Origin of the sequence: Arthrobacter pascens (assembly GCF_030815585.1) — a bacterium.
Lineage (GTDB): Bacteria > Actinomycetota > Actinomycetes > Actinomycetales > Micrococcaceae > Arthrobacter > Arthrobacter pascens_A.
Window position 1 is genome coordinate 396,445 of record NZ_JAUSWY010000001.1, and the last position, 14,532, is coordinate 410,976.

General features: G+C 64.6%; 18 protein-coding genes and 1 pseudogene. 9 read left to right on the top strand and 10 right to left on the bottom strand.

Translation table 11 applies throughout. The features are described 5' to 3' along the window. Positions 1 to 9: 9 nt before the first annotated feature. From QFZ30_RS01870 to QFZ30_RS01880, 3 genes are all read right to left on the bottom strand, one after another. Positions 10 to 348, bottom strand: a complete 339-nt coding sequence (locus QFZ30_RS01870; protein ID WP_307072949.1) for a DUF202 domain-containing protein — start codon at positions 346 to 348, stop codon at positions 10 to 12. 4 nt (positions 349 to 352) lie between these two features. Continuing rightward, on the bottom strand, positions 353 to 757 hold the full coding sequence (locus QFZ30_RS01875) for a YidH family protein (protein ID WP_307072951.1): 405 nt from the start codon (positions 755 to 757) through the stop codon (positions 353 to 355). An 80-nt stretch (positions 758 to 837) separates the two neighbouring features. After that, entirely contained in the window at positions 838 to 1,176 is a 339-nt protein-coding gene (locus QFZ30_RS01880; protein ID WP_307079978.1) for a YnfA family protein, read from the bottom strand. Between the two features lie 76 nt (positions 1,177 to 1,252). Between QFZ30_RS01880 and QFZ30_RS01885 the strand changes: the two genes are divergently transcribed. From QFZ30_RS01885 to QFZ30_RS01900, 4 genes are all read left to right on the top strand, one after another. Further along, positions 1,253 to 2,287: an LLM class flavin-dependent oxidoreductase gene (locus QFZ30_RS01885; protein ID WP_307072953.1), complete on the top strand. Its 1,035-nt coding sequence runs from the start codon at positions 1,253 to 1,255 to the stop codon at positions 2,285 to 2,287. A 102-nt stretch (positions 2,288 to 2,389) separates the two neighbouring features. Beyond that, positions 2,390 to 2,593, top strand: a complete 204-nt coding sequence (locus QFZ30_RS01890) for a hypothetical protein (protein WP_307072955.1) — start codon at positions 2,390 to 2,392, stop codon at positions 2,591 to 2,593. Between the two features lie 217 nt (positions 2,594 to 2,810). Beyond that, positions 2,811 to 3,908 (top strand): ferredoxin reductase, encoded by a 1,098-nt coding sequence (locus tag QFZ30_RS01895; RefSeq protein ID WP_307072957.1) that lies wholly within the window; start codon positions 2,811 to 2,813, stop codon positions 3,906 to 3,908. 13 nt (positions 3,909 to 3,921) lie between these two features. Then, positions 3,922 to 5,091, top strand: coding sequence for a fatty acid desaturase family protein (locus tag QFZ30_RS01900; protein ID WP_307072959.1), 1,170 nt, complete (start codon positions 3,922 to 3,924; stop codon positions 5,089 to 5,091). Positions 5,092 to 5,163: 72 nt separating this feature from the next. Here QFZ30_RS01900 and QFZ30_RS01905 read toward each other — a convergent pair whose 3' ends face one another. Together QFZ30_RS01905 and QFZ30_RS01910 are read right to left on the bottom strand one after the other, a co-directional pair. Next, on the bottom strand, positions 5,164 to 6,000 hold the full coding sequence (locus tag QFZ30_RS01905) for an alpha/beta fold hydrolase (RefSeq protein ID WP_307072961.1): 837 nt from the start codon (positions 5,998 to 6,000) through the stop codon (positions 5,164 to 5,166). Positions 6,001 to 6,104: 104 nt separating this feature from the next. Next, a complete protein-coding gene (locus QFZ30_RS01910) occupies positions 6,105 to 6,302 on the bottom strand; it encodes a hypothetical protein (RefSeq protein ID WP_307072963.1) in 198 nt (65 codons plus the stop codon). 66 nt (positions 6,303 to 6,368) lie between these two features. Between QFZ30_RS01910 and QFZ30_RS01915 the strand changes: the two genes are divergently transcribed. Further along, on the top strand, positions 6,369 to 6,731 hold the full coding sequence (locus tag QFZ30_RS01915; RefSeq protein WP_307072964.1) for a sugar-binding domain-containing protein: 363 nt from the start codon (positions 6,369 to 6,371) through the stop codon (positions 6,729 to 6,731). Positions 6,732 to 6,783: 52 nt separating this feature from the next. Here the strand turns inward: QFZ30_RS01915 and QFZ30_RS01920 are convergent, their stop codons facing one another. After that, positions 6,784 to 7,461 carry an FMN-dependent NADH-azoreductase gene (locus QFZ30_RS01920; protein ID WP_307072966.1) on the bottom strand — a complete coding sequence of 226 codons (678 nt, stop codon included), beginning with the start codon at positions 7,459 to 7,461 and terminating at the stop codon, positions 6,784 to 6,786. Positions 7,462 to 7,698: 237 nt separating this feature from the next. On the opposite strand from QFZ30_RS01920, the gene QFZ30_RS01925 reads away from it, so the two are divergent. Further along, positions 7,699 to 8,106: a winged helix-turn-helix transcriptional regulator gene (locus QFZ30_RS01925; protein ID WP_307072969.1), complete on the top strand. Its 408-nt coding sequence runs from the start codon at positions 7,699 to 7,701 to the stop codon at positions 8,104 to 8,106. Between the two features lie 271 nt (positions 8,107 to 8,377). Here the strand turns inward: QFZ30_RS01925 and QFZ30_RS01930 are convergent. Continuing rightward, positions 8,378 to 9,238: pseudogene (locus QFZ30_RS01930) on the bottom strand (phosphodiester glycosidase family protein). A 74-nt stretch (positions 9,239 to 9,312) separates the two neighbouring features. Between QFZ30_RS01930 and QFZ30_RS01935 the strand changes: the two are divergent. Next, complete coding sequence (locus tag QFZ30_RS01935; RefSeq protein WP_307072971.1) at positions 9,313 to 9,894, top strand: DUF488 domain-containing protein; 582 nt, start codon at positions 9,313 to 9,315, stop codon at positions 9,892 to 9,894. Between the two features lie 164 nt (positions 9,895 to 10,058). Here QFZ30_RS01935 and QFZ30_RS01940 read toward each other — a convergent pair whose 3' ends face one another. Then, positions 10,059 to 10,802 (bottom strand): GAF and ANTAR domain-containing protein, encoded by a 744-nt coding sequence (locus QFZ30_RS01940; RefSeq protein ID WP_307072973.1) that lies wholly within the window; start codon positions 10,800 to 10,802, stop codon positions 10,059 to 10,061. 513 nt (positions 10,803 to 11,315) lie between these two features. On the opposite strand from QFZ30_RS01940, the gene QFZ30_RS01945 reads away from it, so the two are divergent. After that, positions 11,316 to 11,894 (top strand): adenylate kinase, encoded by a 579-nt coding sequence (locus QFZ30_RS01945; protein WP_307072976.1) that lies wholly within the window; start codon positions 11,316 to 11,318, stop codon positions 11,892 to 11,894. Between the two features lie 192 nt (positions 11,895 to 12,086). Then, positions 12,087 to 13,919, top strand: coding sequence for a S8 family serine peptidase (locus QFZ30_RS01950; RefSeq protein ID WP_307072978.1), 1,833 nt, complete (start codon positions 12,087 to 12,089; stop codon positions 13,917 to 13,919). Between the two features lie 121 nt (positions 13,920 to 14,040). Here the strand turns inward: QFZ30_RS01950 and QFZ30_RS01955 are convergent, their stop codons facing one another. Next, the gene (locus tag QFZ30_RS01955) at positions 14,041 to 14,238 is read right to left on the bottom strand and encodes a hypothetical protein (protein WP_307072980.1); all 198 of its coding nucleotides are present in this window, start codon (positions 14,236 to 14,238) and stop codon (positions 14,041 to 14,043) included. A 14-nt stretch (positions 14,239 to 14,252) separates the two neighbouring features. Further along, positions 14,253 to 14,462 carry a hypothetical protein gene (locus QFZ30_RS01960; RefSeq protein WP_307072982.1) on the bottom strand — a complete coding sequence of 70 codons (210 nt, stop codon included), beginning with the start codon at positions 14,460 to 14,462 and terminating at the stop codon, positions 14,253 to 14,255. Positions 14,463 to 14,532 lie beyond the last annotated feature (70 nt).

Consider the following 14,532-nt stretch of genomic DNA (forward strand, 5'->3'; position numbering starts at 1 on the left):
AAAGCGGCTTTAGCCGGCCAGGACCACACCGATCCCCAGTGCCCCCATCGCAACCCCTGCGAACGCGGTCCAGAGCACCGCGGTGGTGTCGGCGTCGAAATTCTCCCGCGCGATTCCCTGCGCACTCGCGCGGTAGCGCCGGCGCTGCGTGAGATAGATCGTCCCCGCGGCGGTGGCAGCAACGGCAAACAGCAGCAGGATGGGGAGGCCGTGCTGGGGGAGCCAGCGCAGGAAAATCGCACTGACTGTCACCAGCGCCATCATGGTCCGGCCCCACGCCAGCGTGGTCCGCTCGGGCTGGAGGCCAGGGTCGCCGTGCTGGCCCACGGGATGGCGGCTGCGGGCCATGGCCTCAGCGCCAGAGGACGAAAATCAGGACGACGGCGGCGGCCAAGGCTCCCGCTCCGGACAGCAGTGGCACGATGAGCGGCAGCGGCAGCGGGGTTTTGTTGCGCATGCTCCGCTCCACCCGGATCCAGCGAACCGCAGCACCGGCGCTCAGCAGCATTCCAAGCAGAAGCAGCAGCACGGCCAGGCCCTTACGGACAGGTTCCAGGAACAGGTCTGATGTGAACGCCTCAATGGCGATGCCACCTGCCAGCATCGCCAGCGAGGTGCGGATCCAGGCCAGGAACGTGCGTTCGTTGGCGAGCGTGAAACGGGGATCCGGTTCGGTGCCGCCGGGCAGCAGCCGTTCCGCGATTTTCCCGCGCGACGGCGGTCCAGGGTCGCTGGACGGGAGCTGGTTGCTGGGCACGCTGACAGTTTAGCCGCCATGCCGACGGGCCGGGCGGGCCGGCGCCGTAGATGCACACTTCAGGCCCAAGAGGGGCCGTCTCAGCCAGAGCTGCGCGGGGCGAACATGATGACGGCCACGCCAACCAGGCAGATGGCGGAGCCGATGATGTCCCACCGGTCCGGCCGGAAGCCGTCAAAGGACATGCCCCAAACCAGCGAACCGGCAACAAATACACCGCCGTAGGCGGCCAGGATCCGGCCGAAATGCGCGTCGGGCTGCAGCGTGGCCACAAAGCCGTACAGCCCAAGGGCCACTACTCCCAGCCCTGCCCACCACCAGTCCTTGCCTTCACGTACGGACTGCCACACCAGCCACGCCCCGCCGATCTCGGCCGCCGCTGCCAAGGCGAACAACACGACCGTTTTTGCGACAGCCACAGCGTCATCAGGAATACTCACAGTGCCATCATGGCAGCACGGGAATGCCGCCGCCTGTCCCGCGGTTGGGCCTGACATGAAGCGCATCGGATTTCTCTCGTTTGGCCACTGGGGTCCCGGTCAGGGTTCCCGGACCCGGACAGCGGGCGAAGCCCTGCTTCAGGGCATCGAGCTGGCGGTAGCGGCCGAGGAGTTGGGAATAGACGGGGCGTTCTTCCGGGTCCACCACTTCGCCAGGCAGCAGGCGTCCCCGTTCCCTCTCCTGGCCGCCATCGCAGCCCGGACCAGCCGGATTGAAATGGGCACCGGCGTCATAGACATGCGCTATGAGAATCCGCTGTATATGGCAGAGGAAGCGGCAGCCACGGATCTGATCAGTGCTGGGCGCCTGCAGCTGGGCATCAGCCGCGGCTCACCCGAGCCGGCCCGGAACGGGGCCGCGGCCTTCGGCTTCAGCCCGGAGACCGGGGAGACCGACGCAGACATGGCCCGCCGGCACACTGAGCAGTTCCGCCAGGCCATCGGCGGCGGGGGCGTTGCGGAGGCGGATCCCCGTTATGCCGGCGGCGCCACTGGGCTGCTGCCTGTCCAGCCTCAGTCGCCGGGGCTGACGGAGCGCATCTGGTGGGGTGCCGGATCACGGAAAACCGCGGTGTGGGCCGCCGGGCTGGGCATGAACCTGATGAGCTCCACACTGCTGACGGAGGACACAGGCGTGCCCTTCGACCAGCTCCAGGCAGAGCAGATACAACTCTTCCGGGATGCGTGGGCCGCGGCAGGCCACAGCCACCAGCCGCGAGTGTCCGTCAGCCGCAGCGTCCTGCCGATCGTGGACGAAGAGGACAACCGGTACTTCGCCGGAAGTGCCCTGCGGGACAGCCGGGACCAGGTGGGCATTATCGATGGGCTGACGGCACGGTTCGGCAAGAGCTACGTGGGTGCCCCGGACGTCCTGGCGGAGCAGCTCGCTGCCGACGCCGCAGTGCAGGCAGCCGATACTCTGCTGCTCACCGTGCCCAACCAGCTCGGCGTTGACTTCAATGCCAAGATGCTGGGCAACATCGCCCGCCACGTCGCGCCCGCCATCGGTTGGAGTCGCTCGGTTTCCTGATGCTTATGCCAAAGCTTTGGGTGTCCGCTCCCGGAAGTAATATTCTGAGGGAGCACGGACCATCTGCGGCCGGGCAATCCGTGACTGCCCGGGAGGCACCCTATGTCTGACAAACTCCACCTGAAACCGGAAGACGCGTTTCCCGAAGACCTTTCCGCCGTGCCGGACCAGGAGCTTCAGGTCCTGGACAGCCAGGTCCAGCGACAGTTGGACTTCGAGTATGTGGCGGAGGGCGGACCGAATCCTGAGACCGAATTCAGGCATTTCGATCTTGATGAGGAGTTCGACGAGCGGGATGCCCGCTAACCATAAGACCAAGCTGTGGTCCAAATTGGCGGTTCCCAAAAGAGGTAATGGAATCTAGCCAGCATGCTTACTATCCTAGGTATGGAACCATCGACGGACGGGAGCCGTTAGGCTTATAGCGGCTTGGGGGCTTAGCGTCCACCATTACAGCGTGACTGCGGAACGGTCATGTGACGGGAGAGAGAAATATGGCTCGCGCCGCTTTAGGCTTAACTGCATGATCCGGCTACGTCAGTTGGCCAATGCGGCCTCTGTTTTGACTTCGCCATTGGCGCCCGAAGACATCCTGGCGCTATTCAACCCTGTCTACTCCGCCCGGCAGCTGCGAGGCGTGGTCACGCGTGTGGTCCAGGAGACGGCACAGTCGGCCACCATCTTCTTCCGCCCCGGCCGCGGCTGGCATTCCCACCTGGCCGGCCAGTGGGCGCGCATCGGAGTTGAGCTGGACGGCGTCCGCCACTGGCGTTCCTATTCCCTGAGCGCCCCCGCCGGCAAGGACCCGGCGATCACCGTCACGGACGTAGGCGCCGTTTCCGGGACGCTGGTGCGCACCACTAAACCCGGCGATGTCCTGTTCCTGGCCCCGCCACAGGGCGACTTTGTCCTGCCGGAGCACCCGCGGCCGCTGCTGATGGTCACCGCCGGAAGCGGTATCACTCCGGTGATGTCCATGATCCGTACCTTGGTCCCGCGGCGCCGGGATGCCGACGTCGTGCTGATCCACTCGGCCCGCACGCCGGGTGACAGCCTGTTCCGGGAGGAACTTGCCGAACTCGCGGACCAGTTCCCCAACTTCCGGCTGGCGCACTGGTTCACGGGCCAGCAGGGCCGCATGGACTTCACCACTACGGCCGAGCTTGACGACATCTGCCCGGACTGGAAGGAACGTGCCGCCTACGCGTGTGGTCCGGACAGCTTCCTGGATGACGCCGAGGCCCTGTGGAAGCAGGCCTCCCTGACCGCGGGTGCCCCCGGCTCGGACGTGGCGCTCGCCGGCGATCCCGGAAACCTCATGATTGAACGGTTCAACACCACGTTCGCCGGCGGTGTGGGGCACGACGGCGGCCTGGTCACCTTTGAGACATCGGACAGGGAGGTGGACGCCGACGGCGATACCCCCCTTCTGGACGTCGCCGAGGACGCCGGGGTGCTCATGCCCAGCGGCTGCCGGATGGGAATCTGCCACAGCTGCCTGACCCCGCTCCGGGCCGGCCAGGTCCGGGATCTCCGCACCAACGAAATCCACGGCGAACCCGGCCAACTGATCCAAACGTGTGTCTCGGCAGCCGCCGGACCCGTCAACCTCGAAATCTGAGGAGCTATATCGCATGTCAGTAATTTCAGCAGGCAAGGCCACCACGACAGGGACGGCAAGGACGCGCCCGGGAGCATTGGCGGAATCCGGCAGCCCGACAGTCCGTCCCCCCGCAGCAGCACACCTTTCCGACGAACAGGTAGCTGAGCTGGGCCGCGAACTCGATGCGATCCGCGACGAGATCCTGGCCAAGCGCGGCGCCTCCGACGCCGCCTACATCCGGCGCATGATCAAGATCCAGCGCGGGCTGGAGATCTCCGGCCGCGCAGCACTACTGGTCAGCAAGAACAAGGCAGCCTGGGTCACCGGCACTACACTGCTGAGCTTCGCCAAGATCCTGGAAAACATGGAACTGGGCCACAACATCCTGCACGGCCAGTGGGACTGGATGCGGGACCCGGACATCCACTCCACCACCTGGGAATGGGACTTCGTCACCCCTTCGCGCTCCTGGCAGCACACCCACAACGACCTGCACCACCGCTGGACCAACGTGCTGGGCAAGGACAACGACGTCGGATACAACCTCCTGCGGATGGACGAGAACCAGCCGTGGAAGCCCATTAATCTGGCCAACCCGCTGTTCAACGCCATCCTGGCCCCCGTGTTCGAATGGGGCATCGCCATCTACGATCTCGAGCTGACCGAGTACAAGGAAGGCACGAAGTCAAAGGAGGCCCTGCTCAAGGACCTCAAGGCCCTGGGCCGCAAGGTGGTCACGCAGTTCACCAAGGACTATGCGGCCACTCCGGCCGTGGCCATGCTCACCGGTTCCGGCAGGCAGGCACTCTACGGAACCCTGACCGCCAACGCCGTTCGCAATGTCTGGGCGCACGCGGTGATCTTCTGCGGCCACTTCCCGGAAGGCACCGATACCTTCACCGAGGAAATGGTGGAAGGCGAGACCCGCGGTGACTGGTATGTCCGCCAGATGATCGGCTCGGCCAACATCTCTGGTTCCAAGTTCATGCACCTGATGACCGGAAACCTGTCGCACCAGATCGAGCACCACCTGTTCCCGGACCTGCCGTCCAACCGGTATGCCGAGGTGGCGCCCCGCGTCCGTGAGATCTGCCAGCGCTACGGCCTGAAGTACACCACGGGCCCGCTGCTGAAGCAGGTGGGATCGTCCTGGGCGAAGGTCTTCAAGCTGGCACTGCCCGGCAAGACCGCAAAGGCCTGATCTGTAAGAACACGGGAGGTGCCCGGCGAAATGCCGGGCACCTCCCGTGTTTCCTGCTACCCGCTGGGCGGGCTACTTCCCGAGGAAGCGGAGCAGGGCCTGGTTGACCTCCGCGGCGTGCGTCCACAGCATGCCGTGCGGGGCGCCGTCGATCTCTACATATTGGGCACTCGGCAGCGCCTTGGCGAAGAGCCGCCCGGTGGAGTCGATCGGCAGGATGTTGTCCGCGGTGCCGTGCACAATCAATGCCGGAATGTCGATCCTGGGAATGTCAGCACGGAAATCGGTGAGCCAGGTGGGCTGGGCCTCCACGGACGCGGTGGCGCCGGCGGCCGCGGCGGTGTTCCAGCTGGCGTCGACTGCCTCTTGGCTGAGCCGCGGGGTGCCAAGGAACGTGTCACTGTTGTAGAAGTTCTTGAAGAATTCGGTGAAGAACGCGTACCTGTCTGCGGTGACGGCCTCGGTGAGCCCGTCGAAGACTGACTGCGGAACGCCGTCGGGGTTGTCCGCCGTCTGGAGCAGGAACGGTTGCAGCGAGCCCAGGAAGGCGGCCCGGGCCACGCGCGCCGAACCATAGGTGCTGAGGTACCGGCCCACTTCACCGGTGCCCATGGAGAATCCCACCAGTACGGCCTCCTTGAGGTCCAAGGTGGTGAGGATGGTGTTCAGGTCTGCGGCGAAGGTGTCGTACTCATAGCCCTTGGTGGGCTTGCTGGACTTGCCGAACCCGCGCCGGTCATAGGTGATGACGCGGTAGCCGGCGTCCAGGAGCGCGACAGTCTGCTTCTCCCAGGATGCTCCGTCCAAGGGGTAGCCGTGGATCAGGACAACCGGCTGGCCCGCGCCGTGGTCTTCGTAATAGAGCTCGATGTCGGTGCTGTTTTCGGTTCCAACGGTGATGAAAGCCATCGCGGCGGTCCTTTCGAGACTGTGGGATCGATTCGGGTGGGAACGCGTCCGCACCCGGCACGTCCTACTCTAGGGAAGGATCGCCCGCGGTACCACGAAGGCAGCTACTGGGAGGGTTGCGGGATTTCGCAGTCAATCTGCGGGTTCGCTCCCATATAGTTCAGTGGCCCGGCGACGATGGTGACGGCCACCGTTCCGGCTTGGGCGCAGGACCCCGGGGCTCCGCCGAAGTAACCACGCTGCCAGGCGGCGAAACCTCCGATGATCAGCCAGATGATGAGCAGTGCTCCGAGAATCCGCATGATGTCCTCCAATGGCTCCAGGCCGCCTGTGCGTTCAATTATGCGCCGTTAACCGGAATCAATACAGTGCCCGGAAATCCTCTCTCACTTTCCGCGCTGTCATACCGAACGCTCTCTCACTGTGAAAGCACGGGAGTCTACAGTCCCATCCCCGCCCAGGAACTGGCCCGGCTTGCGCTGCAGGGCGCTGTGGGCCATTTGTGCGGTCATTTCCTCCGCGCGGACGGCTCACTGGTTGAGGCCGACGACGCGCCGTTTGTGCTGGGAATAGGCGCCGACGGGCTACAGCACATCGCCAAACGGATCGCCGTAGCCAAGGGCCGGCAGAAGGTGGTGCCGATAGCCGCGGCCATCAGCGGTGGAGTGATCCCCGACCTGGTCACCGACCACACCACCGCCGCGGATTTAGTGCAGCTATTCCAGGCTTAGAGCACCGCCACGGGAGGGAATGTCCCCGCTTCCGCGTCCAGGAATGGCCGCCTTAGTCGTTGACGAGCTGGAGGGTTCCGGCGGCGCTGAGCTTGCCGGCGAACTCGATGGCTGCGTCGGTGAGCTCGGCCTCGGCAACCATGCGCGTGCCGTCCACGTCGCCGTTGAGGACCGTAGGGGCGCAATGGACATGGGTGGCGTCCTCAATGCCCACGAAGTTCAGCCAGTCAGCGAAGAAGGTACTGCTGAAATCAGAACCGAAGGCTGCCGGAGCGCCGGGGGCGTAAACACCGCTGGTGTGGATGGCGAGGGCCTGCTTGCCCTCCATCAGGCCGCGGTAGCCCTTTTCCGGGTCGAATCCGAAGCTCCAACCGGGCTGGGTAATGATGTCGATCCACTGCTTCAGGACATAGGGAACGCCGGCATTCCACATGGGGATGTTGAAGACATAGGCGTCGGCGGCGGCGAACTGGTCGAAGACGGCCCGTGCTGATTCCCAGGCGGTGATCTGCTCCGGCGTCTGGTCCTGGCCGGAGAAAACAGCCATCTTGGCAGCGGCTGCGGTGCGGCCGAAAACGGGCAGTGCACTGTCGCTGAACAAGTCCAGAGTCTCCAGCTCGAAGCTCTCCGGACCGGCAGCCTGGACGGAATCGATGAAATGCCGGGCCAACCGCAGAGAGTCACTGTTGGCGTAGCGGGGAGAAGCGTTGATGTGGAGGATGGTAGGCATGGGCTTCCTTTCAAAGCTTTGCTGAGAGGACACTTTGTGCCCCGTTATCGATCGTGACCTACGCCTCTGCGGTGCGTAAGAACGCACTATTTTGTGCCTGGGGCACTTCAAAGTGCCTTCCTCGCAAAGGCATCCAACGCGCAAAAGGAACCCCAGGATTGCGGCACGTTTCCTTCTGTATCAACCCCCAAGTATGCTGGGCCCACGAGCCAATCGGATGAGAAGAGTATTGGGGAAATGACTCTCACGGCCGAACAGAAACGTCAGACAGCACAGAAGCACTACAACGCTTCCTTGGACCTTTGCCCGGCACGCCAACTGCTTGAGGCGATCAGCAGCAAATGGGTGACCCTGGTGATGCTCGCCTTGGTGGATGGCGAGCAGCGCCACAGTGACCTCCGCAGGCGGATTCCCGGTGCCAGCCAAAAGATGCTCACCTCCACGCTGCGCTCCCTGGAACGTGACGGACTGATTTCGCGGCACGTCACGTTGTCCGTTCCCGTGCGCACAGGTTACGAGCTCACGCCCCTCGGTCACTCGCTTCTCCGTATCGTCTTTGAAATGAAGGAATGGGCCGAGGAGAACATGGATGACGTGGCTGCCTCCCGCATGGAGCACGACAGACACAAGCTCGCCTTCAACTGACGCCACGGCCTCCACGGCTCCTGGACGCCGGCCGCGTGGAGCACGTCTTCCTGACGGCGCCCGTCCACCGTCTGAAGCGCCCGACGGCGGTGCCGCTGGACCCGCGGGCGAAGTACGGCCTGCGGCCGGCCTGACCACAAACCGCGGACGCTCTCTCACCTTTCGCGGGAAATTCCCAAACGCTCTCTCACCCAGGTGAAGTGCTCCCCGGAAGTTGGACTGAGAAATTCAGTTCCGACTCCCGGGGAGCAGTTCTATGCGTGGGTTTAGTTCATTGTTTGAGGTTCAGCGCGAGGCGGCGGTAGCGTTCCTTGTTCCCGCCCAAGGGGTTGTTGACCAGCTCCCCGTTGAAGTACATGGTGGAGGATCCGCCACCGTCCAGGTTGTACGCGGTGGTGGCGCCCAGGCCCTGCATGATCTCAGCCAGTCCGGTCATGGTGACGCCTGCGCTGTACTCGGGGCTCCGGCCGTCCACCACCACGAACACGAGGTGGTTCTCATTAATGATTCCGACGGCGGTTCGCGGCTGTTCGCCCTGGATGGAATGGTTGCCGAAGTTGGTGTCCACCTCCACGTCCTCGATGTCCTCGGCGACCTCGCCGTTGTCGAGCAGGGAGGGGCCAAAGGAGAGGGTGTTCCAGACGCCGTCGGCCAGCAGTTGCTCGGCCGTGGTGGTGGTTTCGTCGTACACCTTGACGGTGCCGTCGCGGTAGAAGGCCAGGCCCTGCCGTGCGCCCTCGTCGCGGAACACCACGCCGTTGCGGATCACGATGCCAGTGTCGCGGAAGCCGTAGTAGTCCCTGTTGATGGCGAACACGGCGTTGTTGTCCTCGGCGATGGCGGAGGTGGTTTCGGTGATGTTCTCGCCGAAGCTGTTGTTGGCGAAGGCTGATTTGAGGAGGTGTCGGTGGTGACGGCGGTGCTGGAGGAATCAGTGGTGGTTTCTGCCGTGGTTCCCGTCTGGCTGGCCTCATAGGCAGAGGCGTCGGAGGTTTCCACGTGCTGGACCACAAACGGGTCCAGCGCCCAGGCCGTGGTTCCTCCCGCTGCGAGTGTGAGGGCGACGCCCCCCGGCGACGACAGCGTGCCGTATCCGGCGGCCCTTACGGTGTTGGTTCTTGAGAGGAGTCATGCCTCATTTGTAGGCAGCCAGGCTATCGCTTCGATTTGCCGTATATGTGCTGCGCCTGTGAAAGGCTGGGTGTCATGGCGGACGTGGTCGTGGCGGACAGGAGGGTGCGGCTGCTGACCGTGGGCCACGGAACCGCCGGCGAAGACGAATTCGGGGAGCTGCTGGCCGGGGCAGGAATCCAAGCGCTGGTTGACGTCCGCATTGCTCCCGGGAGCCGCAAGTTTCCGCATTTCGGCAAAGACCAGCTCGAAGAGTGGCTGCCAGCGGCCGGGGTCGAGTACCGCTGGGAAAAGCGGCTGGGAGGGTTCCGCAAGCCTCCGCCGGATTCGCCGGACATCGCGCTGCGCAACGAGTCATTCCGGGCCTACGCGGCCTACATGAGGACTTCTGAATTTTCGCTCGCCCTCGGTGAGCTTATCGGGCAGGCGGTGGAGCAATCCGTGGCGATCATGTGCAGCGAGACAGTGTGGTGGCGGTGCCATCGGCGGCTCATCTCCGACCATGCCGTGTTACTGGACCGACTTGAGGTCCGGCACCTGATGCCCGGGGGAAAACTGACGCCGCACCAGCCGACGTCGGGGGCGAGGGTGAAGGGCGCCGAGCTCTACTACGACGTGGTTCCGCCGTTGGCCGGACACGAACTGCCCCAAAGGTAGCCGCAGCCGCCTCCCCCGGTACCGAAGCCTGCCTGTTCGCCGATAGGCCCCTATGTGTCAGGCTGCGAGCCGGCAGGCCTCCGGCGAGTTCGTGCGGACCGTCCTCCCAACGCGCCCTGGTGGTGCGGCGGCCGGGCTTCCCCCAATGGAAGCCCGGCCGTGCGCTACCCGTCGTAGTGCGTCCGGGCGGGCCCCTGGCCCATGGAGTTGACCACGGCCGCTGCCACATCGTGCAGTTTGGAGTTGCGGGTGTTGGAGGCGGCCTTGAGGATCCCGAACGCGCCGTCCTGGCTGCAGCGGTTCTGGGCCATGATGATGCCAACCGCCATGTCGATCACGGTCCGGGATTGAAGGGTGGCCCGCAGGTTCGCCGCTGTCTCGCTGTAATGCGCAAAGCGCACGGCAAGCTGAAGGGCGAGGGAGGTCTGGCTGACGAAGTCCTGGGCGAATTCCAGCACCCGTCCCTCGAACCGGTGGGGCCGCCGGGAGTAGAGCAGCAGGGCGGCCTTGGTTTCCCCCTCCAGCTGGAACGGGAGGGCAAGGACGGAGTGGACCCCCTGGGCCAGGACAGCATTGGAATACTCTGGCCACCGGCCGTCACCTTGCACATCTGGGATGTGGACTGTCATCTGGTCCAAGGACGCCGCCATGCTGGGGCTGTCGTTGAATTGGTACTCGATCTGGCCGATGGCCTGAGCATCCGGGCCGCTGCTGGCGACCGTGGCGCCTTTCCGCCGGCGCAGAAGGGTGATGCTGCACAGCACTTCGTCGCCGGGCTCCGAGAGGCTGCGCGCGGACACGCGGGCAAGTTCGTTAAGGAAGTCCTCAACATCGGAGCTGTTGAGGACCAGTTCATGCAGGTGCTCGGTGATGGATGTGTCAGTTTTTGCTGTTGACTCGCTGGCCACGATTTCTTGGTGCCATTCACTCAGGTCAAAACGAGCCGGCAACGTACCGCCCTACCCACGAGGGAGTGTTAGCGGTAACGGTCGCTGGATCGACGAACTTTCCAACGGCCTGCTGCTAAACCGATACCGAGAAGTATATACGTGCTCCGGCATGGTCATGCGAACTCATTGTCTTACGCAACAAAACTGAGGACACGGACCGGAATCCACGAGGTTTTTCCGCAGCACGCCGCAAAAGACCAGTACCCCTCGCGTTGTTTGCCCGTTCGGGACCAACCTTGTCCCGGGCGGCACAGCCGATGTTGCCGTCGTCAGGGCCTCCAATCCCAACGATTACGCCGTACAGGCTTATGCCATCACCAGCGACGGCACTGCCATCAACCCAACGCCAGCCTTCGGGATCTTCCGGAGGCTGGCTTTGTGTTGCCCCTTATGGGCAGAATGAATCACGCGTTGGTGCTGCCGGCGGCGGAGCCGAAACCAGCGACTATGCGGCCGCGGAGGGACAGGAACATGACCAGACTGCTCATCATCGGTCCGCCCGGCTCCGGCAAAGGAACCCAGGCCGAGCACATCGCACGGCACTTCAGCATCCCGGCGGTATCAACCGGGGAGATTTTCCGGAGCAACGTCAACGAGGCCACTCAACTCGGCAAGGAGGCCGCCAAGTACCTTGATGACGGGGACTTTGTGCCGGACCACCTGACGAACGCCATGGTCAAGGACCGTCTTCTGGATGCGGACGCGCAGGGCGGTTTCCTGCTGGACGGCTACCCGCGCACCGCTTCGCAGGTCTCGGAACTGGACAACATGCTGGCATCGCAGGGCCAGCGCATTGACGCCGTCATCGAACTCCTGGCCCCCGACGCCGAACTGGAGCAGCGGATGCTGCAGCGGGCCAAGGAACAGGGCCGCAAGGACGACACCGTGGACGTGTTCCGGCGCCGCCTCGACCTCTACCACCGCGAAACCCACGAGGTCGTGTCCGTCTACGCTGGCAGGGGGATGGTGGTGTCCGTTGAGGGCAGCGGAGACCCCGATGAGATCACTGAACGGGCGATTGCCGCCGTCGAAAAATTCCTCACCGCTTAGCCAGGTCCCGCAGGAGCCCTGGCACCGAAGACTGACTGCCTTGGCATGGCCAGTCCCGCCTTGCCGCGGGAAGTCCATGGATCTGCGCAGCAGCCGCAAGGTTTGCGCAGGATCCTGCAAATTCGCCGCCTGAGCGGTGGCGGACTCCTATCCTTTTGGTAATGCGAGTGGACAGTCCGTCCGAAGCAGACCGTGCGACCAATAAAGGACCCCGAAATTCGCAACTCATACCTCCTGCGGTCAGGCGCCGCCACGATGCTGGTGACCGCCGTCGCCCTCGCCGCGACAGCTCTTCCGGCCGCTGCAGTTGCCCCGGCAGAAGCCGGCACCAGCTCCCGCTACATCGTCCGGTACTCCACCGGTTCCGACGTCGCTGCCGAGGCCGCGGCCCACAGGTCCCAGGGAATGGGCGTGGGGCGCACGTTTTCGCAGGCGATCCGCGGCGCGGTAGTGACCGCCACGCCGGCACAGGCTGCCGCGCTGTCCCGGTCGGCGCGCGTCGTGTCCGTTGAAGTGGACGCGCGCGTGAGCATTTCCGCGACGCAGCAGCCGGCCCCGTGGGGCCTGGACAGGGTGGACCAGCGGCCCCTGCCACTGTCGGGTTCGTACACCTGGGCGGCGTCGGGCGCAGGCGTCACTGCCTACGTGGTTGACACCGGCGTCGCTTCCCATGCCGAGTTGAGTGGCCGCACCGCAGCCGGCTGGTCGGCTGTTGCCGACGGCCTCGGGTCCGGAGACTGCAACGGCCATGGCACGCACGTCGCCGGGACCGTCGCCGGCTCCACCTACGGGGTGGCGAAGGGCGCGACGATCGTCCCCGTGAGGGTCCTTGACTGCACCGGATCCGGCTACAGCTCCGACGTCGTCGCCGGCCTGGACTGGATCGCCGCCAACCACGCCGCGGGAGCGCCGGCCGTGGCCAACATGAGCCTGGGCGGGGCCGCCAGTTCGGCGGTGGACTCCGCCCTCCAGGGAGTCATCAACGACGGCGTGACCGTAGTGGTCGCGGCCGGCAACTCCGCTGTTGACGCCTGCGGCACTTCCCCGGCCCGCCTGCCCGCGGCCGTGACTGTCGCTGCGAGCGACTCCACCGACAGGCAGGCCTCCTTTTCCAACTTCGGCTCCTGCGTTGACCTCTATGCACCCGGCGTCGGCATCACCTCGGCCTACCACACCTCCACCACGGCAACCGCGTCTATGTCCGGCACGTCAATGGCCTCGCCCCACGCGGCCGGTGCAGCGGCGGTACTGCTCTCCCAAAATCCGTCGCTCGCCCCGGCACAGGTTGCGGCAACGTTGGCAGCGAACGCCACTGCCGGCCTCATCACGGCCGCCGGAACCGGCACGCCCAACCGCCTGTTGTATTCCGGAGCCGGAACCGTCAGTGCTCCTACGGTCACGGCGTTGACGCCGGCCGCGGATAAGACGGCGGTGCCCGTGGGAAGCAACGTCACAGCCACTTTCAGCACGCCAGTCCAGGGGCTAGGCACGGGAACGTTTGTGCTCAAGAATTCCGCCGGTACAGTCATTCCAGCCGCGGTCAGCTACAACGCAGCCACGCGCACCGCCACCCTCGATCCGGCGTCGAACCTGGCCGTGGATGGAACCTTCACCGCGACGCTGGTGGGAGGGGCCACGGCGATCCGCGATGCCGCAGGAACTCCGCTGGCCACCACCAGGTGGACTTTTGTCACTGGACCGGCGCCAACGGTGGCGGGCTTCACACCCGGGAGCAACGCCCACCTGGTCAAGCGGGGCAACAACATCACCGTGACCTTCAGCGAGGCAGTCCAGGGCGTCAGCACCGCCACGTTCACGGTAAAGAACGCTGCCACCGGCGCGGTGGTTACGGCGGCGGTCTTCCGCAACGGCAGCACCAACCAGTGGGTCCTCGATCCGCAGCAGACCCTTTCCGCGAAGACCAAGTACACAGTGACAGTTTCCGGCGGGACAGCCGCGGTCCGTGACCTTGCCGGCAACCAGTTGGCCACAAAAAGCTGGCAGTTCAGCACGGGTTCGTTCTAGCACCGTTCGCTGGACGTCAGTACAAGGATCTCCGGCTTGAACAGCAAAAGGAGGCCGACGGCGGCAGTTACCTGCCGCCGTCGGCCTCCTTTTCGCCGATGCGCCGAAGTCCGAAGCCGGTTCACCGGATCGGGAAAACCTCGTAACCGTCCGTCTTGGCCACCATCTGCCGGCCATGGTTGCCATTGAACTTCAGCCACATCACTGACGAGTCCTCTGCTACGACCTCAACTTCGCCGGTGCGGACCACGCTGCCCCCGTAGCGCAGTTCCACCCAGCTGCCTACCAGCTGTTGCCAGTCTTCGGTCGCTTCGTCCATGGTTCAGGCAATCCTTAGGGAACGAGTTCGCGGGTCATCCCGAATGGAACCTGGTCCGACAGCGCGACGGTATAGCGGCCGGGTCCGAGCCTGGTGACCAGGATGCCGTGGGTTCCCGTGAGGAGGGCCACTTCCTGGAGGCGGTGGACGGCGGCCTCGAGCTGTTCGTCCAGAAGGTGCCGGTCGGTGACTTCGATGTCGATGCGGTCTGTGGAGGTGGACATTCGTTTTTCCTTATTGTGACCCCAATTTGTGAACGCTACCTATTGTTAGGCAACGCTTTCCGAATGTGTG